Raw genomic sequence first — 14937 nt, 5'->3', positions numbered from 1 at the left:
ACAACCAACCCCAGGAGTGAGAGCGATGGCAGGTTCGATGATCAAGCAGGTGGCGCTGGCCGCCGCGCTGGCCGCAGCGGCTTTCGGTGCCCAGGCGCAAGAGAAGGTCACGGTGCAGCTGAAGTGGGTGCCGCAGGCGCAGTTTGCCGGCTACTACATGGCCGCCGCCAAGGGCTACTACAAGGCCGAGGGCCTGGACGTGACCATCAAGCCGGGCGGCCCCGACATCAGCCCGGTGCAGGTGATTGCCGGCAACCAGGCCGACGTGGTGGTGAACTGGATGCCCGACGCGCTGGCCGCGCGCGAGGCCGGCGTGCCGCTGGTCAACATCGCCCAGGTGTTCGACAAGTCGGGCCTGATGCTCACCTGCCGCAAGGACAGCGGCGTGGCCAGCGCCAAGGACTTCAAGGGCAAGACCCTGGGCGTCTGGTTCGGCGGCAACGAGTACCCGTTCCTGAACTGGATGGGCAAGCTGGGCCTCAAGCCCGACAGCGACGTCAAGGTGCTCAAGCAGGGCTTCAACGTCGACCCGCTGCTGCAGAAGCAGGCCGCCTGCATCAGCACCATGATCTACAACGAGTACTGGCAGGTGGTGGACGCCGGCATCAAGGAAAGCGACCTGATCACCTTCTTCTACGAGAAGGAAGGCGTGGCCTCGCTGGAAGACGGCCTGTACGTGCTGGAAAGCAAGCTCAAGGACAAGGCCTTCGTGGCCAAGATGGGCAAGTTTCTGAAGGCCACCTTCAAGGGCTGGAACGACGCGGTGAAGAACCCGGAAGAAGCCGCCAAGGTGGTGGTGGCCGCCGATCCGTCGGGCAGCGCCAAGCTGGCGGTGCAAAAGCGCCAGATGGAGAACGTGGCCAAGCTGATCAGCACCGCCGGCACGGCCAAGATCGGCTACCTCGAGCCCGCCGCCTACGAGCGCACGGTGAAGGTGCTGCTCACCGGCGGCAGCTCGCCGGTGATCAAGAAGGACCCGGGCAAGGCCGGCTACTCGCATGCGGTCTGGGAAGCCGCCAGCAAGTGATTCGCCCGCGCGCCACGCCGGCCATCGCGGAGGATGAGGCGGCCCGCAAGGGCGCCATCCGCCAGGCCAACGAGGCGTTGATCCTCGGTGCGGGCGAACGCGTGTTCGCCCGCACCGGCTTCAATGGCGCCACCATGGCCGCCATTGCCGACGAGGCCGGCCTGCCCAAGGCCAATCTGCACTACTACTTCGGCAGCAAGGCCGAGCTGTACCGCGCGGTGCTGGCGCGCACCCTGCACGACTGGCTGGTGCCGATGGACGGCCTGGTGGCCGAGGCCGACCCGCGCCAGGCGCTCGAGGCCTACATCCGCGCCAAGATGGCGATGGGCTTCGAGCGCCCCGATGCCAGCCGCGTGTTCGCCAACGAGCTTTTGCACGGCGCCGCCGAGCTGGGCGCGCTGCTGCGCACCGAGCTGCGCGCCATGGTGCTGGCCAAGGCCCGCGTGATCGAGGCCTGGGTGGCCGGCGGGCGCATGGCGCCGGTGGATGCCACGCACCTGTTCTTCACCATCTGGGCCGCCACCCAGACCTATGCCGATTTCGATCTGCAGGTGTGCGCCGTGCTGGGCCGCGACGCGCTCAGCGACCGCGACCGCAGCCGCGCCACCGAGCATGTGGTGGCGCTGATGCTGCGCGGCTGCGGCCTGGGCTGAGGGCCACCGCGGGCACCGCGCCGGCACCGTGCCGGCACCATGCCCGGGTCACGCAGGCGACGGCCACGGGGCGGCGCGCACGCCTATGCTGCGCCCACCCCGTCACCGCCGCAACCGCCATGGCCGCCTACTCCACGCTCGACTGGCAGATCACCGACCGTGTGCTCACGCTCACGCTGAACCGGCCCGAGCAGCTCAATGCCTTCACCACCGAGATGGCCGAGGAGCTGATCGCCGCCTACACCCGCGCCAGCGACGACGACGCCGTGGGCGCGGTGGTGGTCACCGGTGCCGGCCGGGCGTTTTGCGCCGGCATGGATTTGTCGGTGGGTGGCAATGTGTTCGGGCTGGACGAAACGCTGGACCCCGGCCTGGCCGAGCTCGAGGCGCGCTGGGACGATCCCGACATCCGGCAGCGTGTGCGCGACACCGGCGGCCGCGTCTCGCTGGCGGTGTTCGAGTGCAAGAAGCCGATCATCGCGGCCATCAACGGCGCGGCGGTGGGCATCGGCGCCACGATGACGCTGCCGATGGACATCCGCCTGGCCAGCGACAAGGCCCGCATCGGCTTCGTGTTCGGCCGCATCGGCATCGTGCCCGAGGCCTGCAGCAGCTGGTTTCTGCCACGCCTGGTGGGCCCGCAGCAGGCGCTGGAATGGGTGTACTCGGCCGACATCCTGACGCCCGAGCAGGCGCTGGCCGGCCGCCTGCTGAAGGCCGTGGTGCCGCACGAGCAGCTGCTGGACGAGGCCCACCGCCTGGCCCACCGCTTCATCGACGGGCGCAGCGCGGTGTCCATCGCCTTGATGCGCCAGATGATGCTGCGCAACGCCGCGCTGCCGCACCCGCGTGACGCGCACGCCATCGAGAGCCTGGCCATGCTGCACACCAGCCGCCATGACGGCCGGGAAGGCGTGGCCTCGTTCAACGAGAAGCGCGCACCGCAGTACCGCCAGCAGGCGTCCAGCGACATGCCCGGTTTCTATCCTTGGTGGTGAGCGCGCAGCCCCCCCGAAGCGCCCGCGGCGCCTGCCCCCAGGGGGCGCCGCCAGCGGCCCGGCGGCGCCGGACCCGCGGCGGCCGCTGGTTTGAATGCAAACGGAGACTTCGATGCCCGATCCGATGCCCGACTCGACGCCCGATTCGGTGGCGCAACGCAAGGTGTGTGTGGTGACCGGTTCGTCGTCGGGCATCGGCGCGGCCACCGCGCGCCTGTATGCCGAGCGCGGCTGGAACGTGGTGGTGAACTACGCGCACGATGCCGTGGCCGCCGAGGCCGTGGCCGAGGATTGCTGCGCGCTGGGCGCCGACGTGCTGGTGATGCAGGCCAACGTGGCCAACGATGCCGATTGCCGCGCGCTGGCCGCCGCGGTGCAGGCGCGCTGGGGCCGCTGCGACGTGCTGGTGAACAACGCCGGCACCACCAAGTTCATGCACGCGCGCAAGCTCGACGGGCTGGACGCCGAGGACTTCCAGCGCATCTACGCGGTCAACGTGGTGGGGGCGTTCCAGATGGTGCGCGCGCTCGAGCCGCTGCTGCGCGCCGCGGCACCGCATGCCGCGGTGGTGAACATGTCATCGATCGCCGGGCTCACCGGCATGGGCTCGAGCATCGCCTATGCGGCCAGCAAGGGCGCGCTGAACACGCTGACCATTGCGCTGGCGCGGGCGCTGGCGCCCGATGTGCGCGTCAACGCCATCGCGCCGGGTTTCGTCGAGACGCCCTGGCTGAAGCAGGGCCTGGGCGAAGGCCCCGAGGGCCGCTACGACGCCAGCGTCAAGGCCTACCAGGGCCGCGCCGCGCTGGCGGCAGTGATGAGCCCCGAGGACGTGGCACGCACCGCCTGGTACCTGGGCGTCGACGCGGTGAAGACCACCGGCGAGGTGATCAGCGTCGACGCGGGAGCCAAGCTGCTCCCTGTCTGAAGGGCAGAGGAAGGAACCCAGCGGCCGCCGCGGAACCGGCTCTGCCGGGCCGCTGGCGGCGCCCCCTAAGGGGGAGGCGGCGAAGCCGCTTCGGGGGTTAGCTGAGTTTCGCGATGCGCGCGCCGAAGGCCTTGGCGCTGGCGATGTCGCCCGACACCATCTCGGCGGTCGAGGCATCCGAGGGCGTGCTGGCCAGCAGGCCGCCCGAGCCGCCCAGGTTGTTGATGTCGGCGCGCGTGGCGGCCTTGCTGTTGGCCGGGGCCTGGCCCAGGCTGATCCACAGCATGCCGTGCTGGTTGGCCAGGGTCTGCAGATAGGCCAGGGTGCTGGCCTTGTCGCCGTTCAGCGAGGCCGAGTTGGTGAAGCCGGCGGCCTTCTTGTCCTGCCAGGCGCGGGTGAACCAGGCCTTGCTGGACGCATCGGCAAACTTCTTGAACTGCCAGCTCACCATGCCCATGTAGGTGGGCGAGCCGAAGACGATGGTCTTGGCGGCGTTCAGCGTGTCCCAGCCGCCCTCGGCCAGGTTGCCTTCGGCGTCGATGGCCACCAGCGTGGCGCCGGCGCCGGCGCCTTCGGCCAGCGCCTCGGCGATCTTCTGGGTGTGGCCGTAGCCGGAGTGGTAGACGATGGCGATGGTGGACATGGGGCGCTCCTTCAAGCGGTGGCGGGGGTCATCAATGGACTGGATTCTGGGCACGCCGGTGGCGGCGGTCGTCCAGCCTCTTCGATGCCCCCGTTCAAAGCGCTTGAATGGCGCGCCCCGTCCGCGGCCGCGCTCAGTTCGTGCCAGGGGCCTTGGGCGGCTGGCCGTCGCGCGGGCCGCGGGGGTCGTCGTGACGCCCGCCGTGGCCGCGCTCATGCCCGTCGCCGCGCCGGCCGTGGTGGCCGTGGTGGCCATGGCCGCGGCCGCCATCGCCGCGGCGCAGCTGGCGCTCGGCCACGGTCTTCTGCTCGGGCGTCAGCGCGGCCATCAGCGTGTCGCGGGCCTTGTCGCGGGCGCTGCGCTGGGCGTCGAACTGCTTGCGCAGGGCCTCGCGCTCGGTGGCATCGGGCGGCGTGCCGGCCTTGCGGCGCTCGGCCATCTCGGCGTGCTGCTTTTCGCGCGCCGCGGCCTGGCCGCGCACCATGTCCTCGTACTGCTTCCAGGCGCCTTCCTGGGCGGCGGTGATCTTCAGCGCGCCCTTGGCGCTGGCCAGGCGCTCGCTCACCTGGGCCGCGGTGGGCGGCGTCATGCGCCCGCGGCCGTCGCCGTCGCGGTGGGCAAAGGCCTGGCCGGCGCTGGCCAGGGCCAGGGTCAGGCAGGTCAGGGCGGCAAGGCGCATCGGGGTCTTCTTCATGGTCATGTCCTTCATCGGATCGTTCGGTGGCGGGTGGGCGGCCCGCGGGCTGTTGGCATGGCCGGCCGTTGCCGGCCGGCCGCCCGGGTCGGCCAACCGGGTGGCACAAGTCGCTGGGCCGACAGATGCCATTGAACGCCCGGCATGTGCGGGCTCTGTGTCGTGGCGGGCCGGCTTTTGTCGCGCCGCATGTCGGCGCGCCGGCTTGACATGCTGTGATACGTTTCTCTGCGCCGGGCCGGCTGGCGGCGCGGTGCAATCCATCCCATGCCCACCCCACCCGAACGCAGCGACCACATCCTGATCGTCGACGACGATGCCGAGATCCGCCTGCTGCTCGGCCGCTATCTCGAGAAGAACGGCCTGCGCAGCACCGCCGTGGCCGATGGCCGCGCGATGTGGCGTGCGCTCGACGAAGGCGCCTTCGACCTGCTGGTGCTCGACCTGATGCTGCCCGGCGACGACGGCCTCACGCTGTGCCGCAAGCTGCGCGCCAGCTCGGAGCTGCCGGTGTTGATGCTCACCGCCCTCGGCGACGAGACCGACCGCATCGTCGGCCTCGAGATGGGCGCCGACGACTACCTGGCCAAGCCCTTCAGCCCGCGCGAGCTGCTGGCGCGCATCAAGTCGATCCTGCGGCGCACGCGCAGCCTGCCGCCCAACATGCAGGCCGCGCCGGGCGAGCGCCTGTGTTTTGGCGGCTGGACGCTCGACACCGTGCAGCGCCAGCTGATCGCCCCCGACGGCCAGAGCACGCCGATCAGCGGCGTCGAATACAAGCTGCTGCACGTGTTGGCCACCCATCCGCAGCGCGTGCTGAGCCGTGACCAGCTGCTCGACCTGACCCAAGGCCGCGAGGCCGATCCGCTGGACCGCAGCATCGACGTGCAGGTCAGCCGCCTGCGCCAGCGCCTGAACGACGACCCGCGCAACCCGGCGCTGATCAAGACCGTGCGCGGCGAGGGCTATGTGCTCAGCGCCAGCGTCACGGCGGCCGCGCCATGATGGCCCCGGCCCCGCCGCCTGCAGCACCGCCTGCCGCGCCGCCGCCCGCAGCGCCGCCCGCCGCGGCGCGCCGCTGGCGCCTGTGGCCCGACTCGCTGTTCGGCCGCCTGCTGCTGGCGCTGACCGCCGGCCTGGTGCTGGCCCAGCTGCTGGGGGCGGCGATCAACGTGGCCGAGCGCGACCAACTGCTCAACCGCGGCTACGGCCTGGCCGCGGCACAGCGCATTGCCGATGTGGTGGACTTGCTCGACGGCCTGCCCGAGGCCGAGCGCGCGCGCGTGGTGCAGGTGTTTCGGCAGCCGCCGCTGGTGCTGTCGCTGCACGATGCGCCCTCGGTCGAGACCCCGGCGGTGCTCGACCGGCGCGGCCTGCAGTTCGTAGCCCGCCTGCACAGCGCGCTGGACGGCCAGCGGGCCCTGCGCGTGATGGCCCGCCCCGGCCCGGCCGCCGAGCGGCCCGACGGCCCGGGCGGCCGCGGCCCGCATGGCCGCCATGGCCGTGGCGGTGACGCCGGCGCCGAGGCCGAGGCCGAACACGACGAGCGCCGCGCCGCGCGCCGTGCGCCGGGCCTGGTGTGGCGCACCGAGGTGCAGTTGCGCGATGGCCGCTGGGCGCGCTTCGACGCCGCGCTGCCGGTGCCCAGCGAACGCCTGCCGTGGCGGCTGGCGGCCTCGCTGGGCGTGCTGCTGCTGGCCACGCTGGTGCTGGGCTGGGTGGCGGTGCGCTGGCTGGTGCGCCCGCTCAAGCAGTTGTCGGATGCCGCGCAGGGCCTGGGCGAAAGCCTCGACCGCCCGCCGCTGCCCGAGACCGGCCCGCGCGAGGTGCGCCAGGCCGCCCAGGCCTTCAACACCATGCAGCGGCGCCTGGCCGAGCATGTGCAGGAGCGCACCCGCCTGCTCACCGCGCTGTCGCACGATCTCAAGACCCCGCTGACCCGCATGCGCCTGCGCGCCGAGCTGCTCGACGACGACGAGGCGCGCAACCGCTTCGAGCACGATCTGCACGAGATGGAGGCCATGGTCGGCGAGACCCTGGCCTTTCTGCGCGGCCTGGGCGGCCACGAGCCGCGCGCGCCGGTGGATTTGCCGGCCCTGCTGGCCGCGCTGCAGCAAGACCAGCAGGCCATGGGCCGCGATGTCTCGGTGCAGCTGCCGGCGCAGGGGCGGCTGCCGCCGCTGCCGGCGGTGGCCTCGCTGCTGCGGCGCGCGCTGGGCAATCTGGTGGACAACGCCGTGCTCTACGGCGGCCGCGCCCGGCTGATGCTGGACGATGACGCCGGGCAGGTCGTGATCCGCGTGCTGGACGACGGCCCGGGCATTGCGCCGGCCGAGCTGGAGCGCGTGTTCGAGCCCTTCTACCGGCTCGAGGCCTCGCGCAGCCGCGCCACCGGCGGCACCGGCCTGGGCCTGGGCATCGCCCGCAACATCGCCCAGCTGCACGGCGGCACGCTGACGCTGCACAACCGGCCCGAGGGCGGGCTCGAGGCGCGCCTGACGCTGCCGCGGCGCGACGCCTGACGCCTGGCGCGCCGGGGCCGCACGCGAGTGGCGGCCCGGCGCCGCTCAGCCCTGGGCCACCCCGGCGCGCTCGAGCATGGCGTGCAGCAGCACGTTGCAGCCGGCCTCGATGTCGGACGGGGCGGCGTCCTCGATCTCGTTGTGGCTGATGCCGTCCTTGCAGGGGATGAAGATCATGCCGGCCGGGGCCAGGCGGGCCATGTACACCGCGTCGTGCCCGGCGCCGCTGACGGCCGGCATGTGGCTGTAGCCCAGCTTCTCGGCGGCGGCCTGCACGGCGCTCACGCACTCGGCGTGGAAGGGTTGCGCGGGGTACGACGACACCGGCGTGATCTCGATGGCCAGGCCCGAGTCGGCGCTGAGCTGGGCGGCCACGGCGCGGATGTCGGCATCCATCGCGTCGCACAGCGCGTCGCTGGAATTGCGCAGGTCGATGCTGAACTTCACCCGGCCGGGGATCACGTTGCGGCTGTTCGGGTGCACCTGCACCATGCCCACCGTGCCGCGGCCATGGTTGCTGCCATCGGCCTGCGGGTGGCGGTGGGCGCAGGCCACCACCTGCTGCATCAGCGTGGTGGCCACCTGCAGCGCATCCTTGCGCAGGGCCATCGGCGTGGGGCCGGCATGGGCTTCCATGCCGGTCACCACACAGTCGTACCAGCGGATGCCCAGCACGCCGGTGACCACGCCAATGGTCTTGGCGTTGTCCTCCAGCACCGGGCCCTGCTCGATGTGGGTCTCGAAGTAGCAGCCGATCGGGTGCTCGCCCGGCTCTTGCTCGCCGATGTAGCCGATGCGCGCCAGCTCGTCCTTCACGCTCTTGCCGTCCACGTCCTTCGCGGCATAGGCGGTCTCGAGCGTGAAGGCCTTGGCGAACACGCCCGAGCCCATCATCACCGGCACGAAGCGCGAGCCTTCCTCGTTGGTCCACCAGGCCACCTCGATCGGCGCCTCGGTCTCGATGCCGGCGTCGTTGAGGGTGCGCACCACCTCCAGGCCGGCCAGTACGCCGTAGTTGCCGTCGAACTTGCCGCCGGTGGGCTGGGTGTCGATGTGGCTGCCGGTCATCACCGGCGGCAGGGCGTTGTTGCGCCCCGGGCGGCGCAGAAAGCCGTTGCCGATCTTGTCGATGGTGATGGTCATGCCGGCCTCGGTGGCCCAGCGGCTGACCAGGTCGCGGCCCTGCTTGTCCAGGTCGGTCAGGGTGAGGCGGCAGACGCCGCCCTTCTCGGTGGCGCCGATCCGGGCCAGCTCCATCAGGCTGTCCCACAGGCGCGCGCCGTTCACGCGCAGGCCTTGCAGGGGGTCGGGCAGGGCTTGGGTCTTCATGTCCATGGCAGGCTCCAGGTGGATGTTGGCGGGCTCAGCGGGCCACCGGCACGGGTTGTTCGAGTGCGGCCTTGCGGGCCAGCGGCGCGAACTGCGGCGCAAAGGGCGCGCGCTTGAGGTACTGGCCGGCGCCGCGCACGGCGCGCAGGTCGCCGTCGGCCCAGGCGATGTGGCCGCGGCTGAGGGTGTGGGTGGGCCGGCCCTGCACGGCCATACCTTCGAAGATGTTGTAGTCGCCCAGCGAGTGCTGGGTCTTGATCGACAGGGTCTGCGTGGCGGCCGGGTCCCACAGCACCAGGTCGGCGTCGGCGCCCACGGCCACGCAGCCCTTGCGCGGGTAGAGGTTGAACAGCCGGGCGGCGTTGGCCGAGGTGATGGCCACAAACTCGCTGGGCGTGAGCTTGCCGCCGTTGACGCCCTCGTGCCACAGCACGGCCATGCGCTCTTCCACGCCGCCGGTGCCGTTGGGGATCTTGCTGAAGTCGTCCTTGCCGGCCGCCTTCTGCTCGGCGCAGAAGGTGCAATGGTCGGTGGCGGTGGTGTGCAGATGGCCGGCCTGCAGGCCGCGCCACAGCATCTGGCCATGGCCCTTGGCGCGAAACGGCGGGCTCATCACATGCGCCGCCGCCTTGGTGAAGTCGGGGTCGCGGTAAACGCTGTCGTCGATCACCAGGTGGCCGGCCAGCACCTCGCCGTACACGCGCTGGCCGCGGGCGCGGGCGCGGGCGATGGCCTCGGCGCTCTCGGCGCTGGACACGTGCACGATGTAGATCGGCACGTTCAGCACGTCGGCAATGGCGATGGCGCGTTGCGCGGCCTCGGCCTCCACGGCGGGCGGGCGGGAGAGCGGATGGCCCTCGGGGCCCAGGATGCCCTGGGCCTTCATCTCGGCCTGCAGCAGGAACACCAGCTCGCCGTTCTCGGCATGCACGGTGGGCATGGCGCCCAGCTCGAGGCTGCGGCGAAAGCTGTTCACCAGCGTCTCGTCGTCGCACATGATGGCGTTCTTGTAGGCCATGAAGTGCTTGAAGCTGTTCACGCCTTCTTCGTGCACCAGGGTGCCCATGTCGCGGTGCACGCTGTCGCCCCACCAGGTGATGGCCACGTGGAAGGCGTAGTCGCAGGCCGATTTTTCGGCCCAGCCGCGCCAGGTGCGGTAGGCGTCCATCAGCGGCTGCTGCGGATCGGGGATCACGAAGTCGATGATGCTGGTGGTGCCGCCGGCCAGGGCTGCTGCCGTGCCGCTGTAGAAGTCGTCGCGCGTCACCGTGCCCATGAAGGGCAGCTGCATGTGGGTGTGCGGGTCGATGCCGCCGGGCATCAGGTAGCGGCCGCTGCCGTCGAGCGTGTCAGCGCCGGCGGGCGCGTCGAGATCGGGGCCCACGGCGGCGATCTGGCCGTCCACGCACAGCACGTCGGCCTTGAACTCGCGGTCGGCATTGACCACGGTGGCGCCTTGGATCAGCAGGGGTTTGGTCATGCGTGTCTCTCCGTCGTGTGTGTGGGGTGGAGCGGGGCGAACCGGGTCAGCGCTCGCCGGGGATGTAGGGCTTCATCAAGGCCTGCGGCGCGCTGGCCTTGCGGCTGGCGATCACCAGCGCGGCAATCGCCAGCACATAGGGCAGCATCAGGTACAGCTGGTAGGGCAGGCCACCGGCGTCGGCCTGCTGCAGGCGCAGCTGCAGCGCGTCGAAAAAGCCGAACAGCAGCGCGCCCAGCAAGGCCTTGCCCGGCTGCCAGCCGGCAAACACCACCAGCGCCACGCACACCCAGCCGCGGCCGTTGACCATGTTGAAGAAAAACGCGTCAAAGGCCGACAGCGTGAGAAAGGCCCCGGCCACGCCCATCAGCGCCGAGCCGGCCACCACCGCCGCGGTGCGCACCCGCGCCACCGAGATGCCCTGCGCCTCCACCGCGGCCGGGCTTTCGCCGGCCATGCGCAGCGCCAGGCCGGCGGGCGTGCGGTACAGCGCCCAGCCCAGCAGCGGCACCAGGGCCAGGGCCAGCAGGGTGAGCGGCGTCTGCTGCTGCAGCACCGGCACCGGCAGCCAGTCCATGGCGGTGAAGGGCTGGATGGTGGGCGGCGTATTGACCTTCGGAAAGGCCACGCGGTAGGCAAAGTAGCTCAGCGCCGTGGCCAGCAGCGTGAGCCCCAGCCCGGCCACATGCTGCGACAAGGCCAGCAGCACCGTGAATCCGGCATGCAGCAGGCCGAAGGCCGCGCCCACCCCGGCCGCCACCGCCACGCCGCCCCACAGCGGCAGGCCCAGGTACACGGCCAGCCAGCCCGAGAAGGCGCCGGCCACCATCAGGCCCTCGATGCCCAGGTTCAGCACGCCGGCACGCTCGCACAGCAGCACGCCCAGCGTGCCCAGGATCAGTGGCGTGGCCACGCGCAGCACGGCCACCCAGAAGGGCAGGGTGCCCACCATGTCGAGGATGGTCGTGAGCGTGTCCATGGCGATCAGGCGGCGCTCGGCCGGTCGAGCCGGACGCGGTAGCGGGTCAGCATGCTGGCGGCCAGCACGGCCAGCAGCGTGGCGGCCACCACCACATCGGCCAGCACGCTGGGCACGCCCAGGGCCCGGCCCATGCTGTCGGCGCCCACGATGATGGCCGCCACGCCCACCGCGCTGGCCACCACGGCCAGCGGGTGCAGGCCGGCCAGCATGGCGATCACCACGCCCGAGTAGCCATAGCCGGGCGACATGTCGAGCGTGACGTAGCTGGTGCGCCCGGCCACCTCCACCGCGCCGGCCAGCCCGGCCAGGCCGCCCGACAGCAGGGCCACCAGCACCACGGTGCGCGTGACCGGCACACCCACAAAGGCCGCCGCGCGCGCATTGGCGCCCAGCGCACGCACCTGGAAGCCGGCGGTGGAAAAGCGCAGCAGCGCCCACAGCGCCAGCGCGCAGGCCAGCGCGATCAGCAGGCCGCTGTGCACGCGGGTCTGCGGCAGCAGCTTGCCCAGCTCGAGCTCGCCGGCCAGGGCCACGCTTTGCGGCCAGCCCATCGCGCCGGGGTCTTTCATCGGGCCGTCCAGCAAGGCGCCCACGCCCAGCAGCACGATGAAGTTCAGCAGCAGCGTGCACACCACCTCGTCCACGCCCCACCACTGGCGGGCCAGCGCCGGGCCCAGCAGCAGCAGGGCGCCGGCCAAGGCGGCGGCGGTGAACATGAGGGTCTGGCCGAGCAGCGGCGTGCCGGTGAACAGCTCGCCCCACACGCCGCCCACGGCCACCGCGGCCATCGCGCCGGCATACAGCTGGCCCTCGGCGCCGATGTTGAACAGCCGCGCGCGAAAGGCCGCGGTGGCGGCCAGGCCGGTGAGCATCAGCGGCACGGCGCGGGTGAAGGTTTCGCTCAGCGCAAACACCGAGCCGAAGGCGCCGCCCAGCAGCAGGGCCAGGCTGCGGCCCACCGGCGCGCCGGCCACGGCCAGCAGCGCGGCCACCAGCGCCAGCACGGCCAGCAGCGCGCCGGCCGCGGCGGCCAGCGCATGCCGCGGCTGCACGCTGGCGCGGGCCTCAAGCCGCATGGGGCAGCGCCTGATCGGGGTGGGGGCCGGCGGATGTGCCCGCCATCGCCAGGCCCAGCGCCTCACGCGTCCAGTCAGCGGCCGGCCGGGCCCGCGTGAGCCGGCCGTGGCAGATCACCGCGATGCGGTCGGCCAGCAGCTCGATCTCGTCGAGGTCGTCGCTGATCAGCAGCACGGCCGCACCCGCTTCGCAGGCCGCGCGCAGCTGGCGGTGCACGAAGGCCACCGCGCCGATGTCCAGGCCCCAGGTGGGCTGGTGGGCCACGATGAGCTGCGGCGCCTGGCCATCGGCGCGCTGCAGCACGCGTGCCAGGATCAGCTTTTGCATGTTGCCGCCCGACAGCGCACCGGTGCGCCGCTGCGGCGTGGCGCCGCGCACATCAAAGGCCTGCAGGCTGCGCTGTGCATAGGCCAGTGCGGCGGCGCGGCGAATCCAGCCCCAGCGGCTGAACACCGGCGTGGGCAGGGCCTCGGCGGCCAGGTTCTCCCACACCGGCAAATCGCCCACCACGCCCACGGCCTGGCGGTCTTCGGGCACGCGGGCCACGCGCTGGGCGACCACGCCGCGCGCATCGCGCGCCAGCGCTTGGCCATCGAGCGTGATGTGGCCGGCCATGGGCACCACCACGCCGCCCAGCACCCGCGCCAGCAGGCCCTGGCCGTTGCCCGACACGCCGGCAATGCCCAGCACCTCGCCGGCGCCGATGTCGAGGTTCACATCGGCCAGCGCCACGCGGTCGTGGGCATGGCGGGCGCGCAGGCCCTGCACCCGCAGCCGCGGGGCCTGGGCGGCATCGCGCGGGCGCGGCGGCTGGCGTTCCAGCCCCTGCACCGAGGTGCCCACCATGTGCCGCGCCAGCTCGGCGGCGCTGCTGCCGGCCACCGCCAGCTCGGCCACCTTGCGCCCGCCGCGCAGCACCACGGCGCGCCGGGCCACGGCCATCACCTCGTCGAGCTTGTGGCTGATGAAGATGACCGCCAGGCCGCCGGCCACCAGCTGGCGCAGCGTGGCAAACAGCGCCTGCGCCTCCTGCGGCGTGAGCACGGCCGTGGGCTCGTCGAGCACCAGCACGCGTGCGCCGCGCACCAGGGCCTTCAGGATCTCCACCCGCTGGCGCTCGCCCACCGACAGCGTGGCCACCCGCGCCTCGGGCTCGACCGCCAGGCCGCAGCGCTGCGCGGTGGCCAGCAGCTGCGCGCGGGCCGCGGCGCGCCGGGTGCGCAGCGCCGTGAGCGGCTCGGTGCCCAGCATCACGTTGTCGAGCACGCTCAGGTTCTCGGCCAGCGTGAAGTGCTGGTGCACCATGCCGATGCCGGCGGCCAGCGCGGCGCGCGTGTCGCCGGGCGGCAGCGGCCGGCCATCGAGCGTGATGTGTCCGGCATCGGCCACGTAATGGCCGAACAGGATGGACATCAGCGTCGACTTGCCGGCGCCGTTCTCGCCCAGCAGGGCCAGCACCTCGCCGGCCGCCAGTTCGAGCGACACGTTGTCGTTGGCCACCAGCGTGCCAAAGCGCTTGGTGATGCCCTCGAGCCGGAGCAAGGCCATCTCGGCGATTTACTTGAAGGCCGCCTTGGGCTGGCTGTCGTCGACCTTGACCGTGAAGCTGCCCGCCAGGATGGCCTTCTCCTTGGCCTGCACCTTGGCCACCACCTCGGCCGGCACCTTCTTCTCGAAGCTGCCCAGCGGCGCCAGCGACGAGCCCTTGTGCTTCATCATCGAGTAGGGGCCGTAGTCCTCGGCCGCGAACTTGCCGTCCTTCACCAGCTGGATGGCGCGGTTGATCGAGGGCTCCATGTGCCACAGCGCGCTGGCGGCCACGGTGTCGGGGTACTTGTCTTGCGTGTTGATCACGTTGCCGATGGCCAGCACCTTGCGCTCCTTGGCGGCATCGCTGACGCCAAAGCGCTCGGCATACATCACGTCGGCGCCCTTGTCGATCATCGCGAAGGCGGCTTCCTTGGCCTTGGGCGGATCGAACCAGCTGTTGATGAAGCTCACCGAGAACTCGACCTTGGGGTTCACCTCCTTGGCGCCGGCCATGAAGGCGTGCATCAGGCGGTTGACCTCGGGGATCGGAAAGCCGCCCACCATGCCGATCTTGTTGCTCTTGGTCAGGCCGCCGGCCACCATGCCGCTGAGGTAGGCGGGCTCCTGGATGTAGTTGTCGAAGACCGAGAAGTTGGGCGCCTGCGGCTTGCCCGAGCTGCCCATCAGGAAGCTGGTCTTGGGAAAGTCCTTGGCCACCTTGCGCGCGGCGGCTTCCACCGCGAAGGCCTCGCCGACGATCAGCTGGGCGCCGCCGGTGGCGTATTCGCGCATCACGCGCTCGTAGTCGGCGTTGGCGATGTTCTCGCTGGCCTTGTACTCGATCTCGCCACGGGCCTCGGCGGCCTTCAGTGCGATGTGGATGCGGCTGACCCACTGCTGCTCGAAGGGCACGGTGTACACCGCGGCCACCTTGGGCTTGGCCTGGGCGAAAGCGCCCGGGGCGAACGAGGCCAGGGCGGCCGCGGCGGCCACGGTGGAGAGCAGGAGGCTGCGGCGCAGGGTCATGGTGCGGTCCTTCGGTTGCGATGAGGGTGGGCAGGCGTCAGCAAGGCG

At 71.7% G+C, this 14937-nt stretch carries 14 protein-coding genes; 6 read left to right on the top strand and 8 right to left on the bottom strand.

What is annotated here, in order from left to right; genetic code table 11:
- Nucleotides 1-25 precede the first annotated feature (25 nt).
- The 4 genes from N4G63_RS20405 to N4G63_RS20390 all read left to right on the top strand — a co-directional run bounded on the left by N4G63_RS20405 (nucleotide 26) and on the right by N4G63_RS20390 (nucleotide 3606).
- Entirely contained in the window at nucleotides 26-1027 is a 1002-nt protein-coding gene (locus N4G63_RS20405; RefSeq protein ID WP_314600127.1) for an ABC transporter substrate-binding protein, read from the top strand.
- Entirely contained in the window at nucleotides 1024-1680 is a 657-nt protein-coding gene (locus N4G63_RS20400) for a TetR/AcrR family transcriptional regulator (RefSeq protein ID WP_260787650.1), read from the top strand. The genes N4G63_RS20405 and N4G63_RS20400 overlap by 4 nt, the downstream gene beginning before the upstream one ends.
- A gap of 119 nt (nucleotides 1681-1799) precedes the next feature.
- The gene (locus N4G63_RS20395) at nucleotides 1800-2678 is read left to right on the top strand and encodes a crotonase/enoyl-CoA hydratase family protein (protein ID WP_260787046.1); all 879 of its coding nucleotides are present in this window, start codon (nucleotides 1800-1802) and stop codon (nucleotides 2676-2678) included.
- A 112-nt stretch (nucleotides 2679-2790) separates the two neighbouring features.
- Nucleotides 2791-3606, top strand: coding sequence for an SDR family NAD(P)-dependent oxidoreductase (locus tag N4G63_RS20390; RefSeq protein ID WP_260787047.1), 816 nt, complete (start codon nucleotides 2791-2793; stop codon nucleotides 3604-3606).
- A 97-nt stretch (nucleotides 3607-3703) separates the two neighbouring features.
- Here the strand turns inward: N4G63_RS20390 and N4G63_RS20385 are convergent, their stop codons facing one another.
- Both N4G63_RS20385 and N4G63_RS20380 read right to left on the bottom strand, forming a co-directional pair.
- Entirely contained in the window at nucleotides 3704-4249 is a 546-nt protein-coding gene (locus tag N4G63_RS20385) for a flavodoxin family protein (protein ID WP_260787048.1), read from the bottom strand.
- A 133-nt stretch (nucleotides 4250-4382) separates the two neighbouring features.
- Nucleotides 4383-4943 (bottom strand): Spy/CpxP family protein refolding chaperone, encoded by a 561-nt coding sequence (locus N4G63_RS20380; protein WP_260787049.1) that lies wholly within the window; start codon nucleotides 4941-4943, stop codon nucleotides 4383-4385.
- A gap of 267 nt (nucleotides 4944-5210) precedes the next feature.
- On the opposite strand from N4G63_RS20380, the gene N4G63_RS20375 reads away from it, so the two are divergent.
- Both N4G63_RS20375 and N4G63_RS20370 read left to right on the top strand, forming a co-directional pair.
- Nucleotides 5211-5948, top strand: coding sequence for a response regulator (locus N4G63_RS20375; RefSeq protein ID WP_260787050.1), 738 nt, complete (start codon nucleotides 5211-5213; stop codon nucleotides 5946-5948).
- Nucleotides 5945-7465: an ATP-binding protein gene (locus N4G63_RS20370; protein ID WP_260787051.1), complete on the top strand. Its 1521-nt coding sequence runs from the start codon at nucleotides 5945-5947 to the stop codon at nucleotides 7463-7465. Before N4G63_RS20375 ends, N4G63_RS20370 begins: the two co-directional genes overlap by 4 nt.
- Nucleotides 7466-7510: 45 nt before the next feature.
- Here the strand turns inward: N4G63_RS20370 and N4G63_RS20365 are convergent, their stop codons facing one another.
- From N4G63_RS20365 to N4G63_RS20340, 6 genes are read right to left on the bottom strand one after another with little or no spacing between them, the layout of a single operon-like run.
- Nucleotides 7511-8794, bottom strand: coding sequence for a Zn-dependent hydrolase (locus N4G63_RS20365; protein WP_260787651.1), 1284 nt, complete (start codon nucleotides 8792-8794; stop codon nucleotides 7511-7513).
- A 34-nt stretch (nucleotides 8795-8828) separates the two neighbouring features.
- The gene (gene hydA, locus N4G63_RS20360) at nucleotides 8829-10274 is read right to left on the bottom strand and encodes a dihydropyrimidinase (RefSeq protein ID WP_314600126.1); all 1446 of its coding nucleotides are present in this window, start codon (nucleotides 10272-10274) and stop codon (nucleotides 8829-8831) included.
- A 46-nt stretch (nucleotides 10275-10320) separates the two neighbouring features.
- Nucleotides 10321-11253, bottom strand: a complete 933-nt coding sequence (locus N4G63_RS20355; protein WP_260787053.1) for an ABC transporter permease — start codon at nucleotides 11251-11253, stop codon at nucleotides 10321-10323.
- A 5-nt stretch (nucleotides 11254-11258) separates the two neighbouring features.
- Entirely contained in the window at nucleotides 11259-12332 is a 1074-nt protein-coding gene (locus tag N4G63_RS20350) for an ABC transporter permease (RefSeq protein WP_260787054.1), read from the bottom strand.
- Nucleotides 12322-13881, bottom strand: coding sequence for an ABC transporter ATP-binding protein (locus N4G63_RS20345; protein ID WP_260787055.1), 1560 nt, complete (start codon nucleotides 13879-13881; stop codon nucleotides 12322-12324). The genes N4G63_RS20350 and N4G63_RS20345 overlap by 11 nt, the downstream gene beginning before the upstream one ends.
- A 9-nt stretch (nucleotides 13882-13890) precedes the next feature.
- Nucleotides 13891-14889 (bottom strand): BMP family protein, encoded by a 999-nt coding sequence (locus N4G63_RS20340; RefSeq protein WP_260787056.1) that lies wholly within the window; start codon nucleotides 14887-14889, stop codon nucleotides 13891-13893.
- Nucleotides 14890-14937: the final 48 nt, after the last annotated feature.

Source organism: Aquabacterium sp. OR-4, assembly GCF_025290835.2.
Classification (GTDB): Bacteria; Pseudomonadota; Gammaproteobacteria; order Burkholderiales; family Burkholderiaceae_C; genus Pseudaquabacterium.
The sequence above is the reverse complement of the archived record's forward strand: the minus strand, read 5'-3'. Positions and strand labels throughout refer to the sequence as shown.

What these genes read in the sequence shown, in the direction of transcription:
- N4G63_RS20390 (WP_260787047.1), top strand. Translation starts at nt 2,791, where the DNA reads ATGCCCGATCCGATGCCCGACTCGACGCCCGATTCGGTGGCGCAACGC.
- hydA (WP_314600126.1), bottom strand. Translation starts at nt 10,274, where the DNA reads ATGACCAAACCCCTGCTGATCCAAGGCGCCACCGTGGTCAATGCCGAC.
- N4G63_RS20350 (WP_260787054.1), bottom strand. Translation starts at nt 12,332, where the DNA reads ATGCGGCTTGAGGCCCGCGCCAGCGTGCAGCCGCGGCATGCGCTGGCC.
- N4G63_RS20340 (WP_260787056.1), bottom strand. Translation starts at nt 14,889, where the DNA reads ATGACCCTGCGCCGCAGCCTCCTGCTCTCCACCGTGGCCGCCGCGGCC.
- N4G63_RS20370 (WP_260787051.1), top strand. Translation starts at nt 5,945, where the DNA reads ATGATGGCCCCGGCCCCGCCGCCTGCAGCACCGCCTGCCGCGCCGCCG.
- N4G63_RS20355 (WP_260787053.1), bottom strand. Translation starts at nt 11,253, where the DNA reads ATGGACACGCTCACGACCATCCTCGACATGGTGGGCACCCTGCCCTTC.
- N4G63_RS20345 (WP_260787055.1), bottom strand. Translation starts at nt 13,881, where the DNA reads ATGGCCTTGCTCCGGCTCGAGGGCATCACCAAGCGCTTTGGCACGCTG.
- N4G63_RS20380 (WP_260787049.1), bottom strand. Translation starts at nt 4,943, where the DNA reads ATGAAGAAGACCCCGATGCGCCTTGCCGCCCTGACCTGCCTGACCCTG.
- N4G63_RS20395 (WP_260787046.1), top strand. Translation starts at nt 1,800, where the DNA reads ATGGCCGCCTACTCCACGCTCGACTGGCAGATCACCGACCGTGTGCTC.
- N4G63_RS20385 (WP_260787048.1), bottom strand. Translation starts at nt 4,249, where the DNA reads ATGTCCACCATCGCCATCGTCTACCACTCCGGCTACGGCCACACCCAG.
- N4G63_RS20375 (WP_260787050.1), top strand. Translation starts at nt 5,211, where the DNA reads ATGCCCACCCCACCCGAACGCAGCGACCACATCCTGATCGTCGACGAC.
- N4G63_RS20365 (WP_260787651.1), bottom strand. Translation starts at nt 8,794, where the DNA reads ATGAAGACCCAAGCCCTGCCCGACCCCCTGCAAGGCCTGCGCGTGAAC.
- N4G63_RS20405 (WP_314600127.1), top strand. Translation starts at nt 26, where the DNA reads ATGGCAGGTTCGATGATCAAGCAGGTGGCGCTGGCCGCCGCGCTGGCC.